The organism is Bradyrhizobium ferriligni, from assembly GCF_056837965.1.
In genome coordinates this window covers 1-1,686 of the sequence record NZ_JBXEJO010000172.1, presented here as the reverse complement: position 1 = coordinate 1,686, position 1,686 = coordinate 1, and the positions used below count along the sequence as shown (strand labels likewise).

Genomic DNA, 1,686 nt, shown 5'->3' with positions numbered 1-1,686 from the left:
GCCGGTGACAGCCGACAAGAAACCGGCGGCCGCCAAGCCGCAGGCCGCCGCGGAGAAGCCGCCAGCCTCCGACAATTCGCCGCCGAATTCCGCCTCCGCCGCATCGATCGCCAGCCCGATGAGCGCCGCAGCGGCCAGCGCCGAGGATGCACCCGCTGCGCCGGCGCCGATCGCGGACAAGCCGCCTGCCGACAAGCCGATCCTGGCATCGCTCGATCCTGCGGCGAACAAGGCAACCGAAGCGGCCAAGCCGACGACCGCCAACGATGTCACCGCCGCACCGATCCCTCCGCTGGTGATTACAGCGGATCCGGACGCCGAGGACGATGCGCCGCAGGCACAAATCCACCGCACCGAGTTCGGCGTCGATCTCGGCACGGCCAATTCGGTCAATGGACTGCGCGCGCTGTGGCGCGGCCTGTTGAAGTCGAAGGCCAACGCGCCGCTGGCGACGCTGCGGCCGATCATCGTGATCAAGGAGAACAGCAACGGGCTCGGCATGCAGCTGCGGCTGGTGGCCGGACCGCTGAACGACGCCGGCACCGCCGCCAGGATCTGCGCGGGCCTCAGCCTAGTGCAGCGAACCTGCGAGACGGCAATCTATGACGGCCAGCGGCTGGCCCTCAACGAGCCACCCGCGGGAGCCAAGCCGGCGCCATCGCATCGGCGGGCTGTGCCGAAACGCGCCGTCGCACCGCCGCCGCCGCAGCAGCAGCCGGTCGCCGAGGACAAGAAGCCGGAGCCGACCACGATCTCCTCTATATTCCGGCGGAACAGCCAATAATCATCTTAGCCAAGGGATTGCGGCCGGATTTTCAACCGATTTCGATGCTCCGACCGAGCTTGTCCCGCAACCCGATCCCGACCATAGTGCCGCGATGACAAAACCTCCGTTCCGCCTCTCCCCGTATCAGGTCCAGTTCCTGATGGTCGTGGGCTTCGTCACCGTCGGCTACGCGCTCTACGTGCGCTATCTGGCAATCGAGTTCTCTCCCGTTGCGCTGGCCTGCGACGCCGGCATGCAGACCATGCTCTGCAAGGCTCGCGCGCTGTCGACCGTACTGTTCAAGAACTCGGTGTTCGGGATCACCGCGCTGGTAATCGCGGTGCTCAACCTGACGCGGCCGTCGATCGTGCTGCTCACCGTCGGCTTGATCGCTGCGGGGCTCGGGATCGTGCTCTACAACGTCGTGCTGTCGGGGCTTGCGATCGGGCTGTTCATCCTGGGTTTTGCGCGGCCCGCGCCCGCCACAGCGTAGCGGCAAGCAAAAGGTACATCACGCAGGTCCAGTCCGACTGCCAGTTGATCGTACCCTCATTGTAGATCGTGTAGAGGGCGGCGATCGCCAACAGGCCGGCGAATACGGATTCCGCGAGCGGCCGGATACCTTCCTTCGGCCGATTGAGCATGGTCAGCAGCGCGAATGGCACCACCGCCATGGTCAGCGAGGCATACGGGAAATCGCGGTAGCGCGGATCGAAGGTGAAGCCGAGCGCGGTTTCGGCAGCAATCACCGTGGTGATGATCAGCACAATCGCCAGAACCGCGCCGATCACGCCCTTGCCGCGATAGTCGCGCGGCCCGATCAACTCCAGGAAGGTCGGCAGCGACCGCCCGGCGATCAGCGCATGCGCCGTCAGCAGTGGCGCGGCAATGCCCGCCGCGAGCAGCACGCCCCAATGCAG

At 66.3% G+C, this 1,686-nt stretch carries 1 protein-coding gene and 2 pseudogenes; 2 read left to right on the top strand and 1 reads right to left on the bottom strand.

Translation table 11 applies throughout. From position 1 onward, the window contains the following. Positions 1-784, top strand: a pseudogene (locus AC1VNY_RS42390) (hypothetical protein); the annotation flags it as partial. A gap of 94 nt (positions 785-878) precedes the next feature. After that, positions 879-1,259: a hypothetical protein gene (locus AC1VNY_RS42385; RefSeq protein WP_194454371.1), complete on the top strand. Its 381-nt coding sequence runs from the start codon at positions 879-881 to the stop codon at positions 1,257-1,259. Here AC1VNY_RS42385 and AC1VNY_RS42380 read toward each other — a convergent pair. Next, a pseudogene (locus AC1VNY_RS42380) lies at positions 1,219-1,686 on the bottom strand (beta-(1-6) glucans synthase); the annotation flags it as partial. The gene AC1VNY_RS42385 and the pseudogene AC1VNY_RS42380 overlap by 41 nt on opposite strands.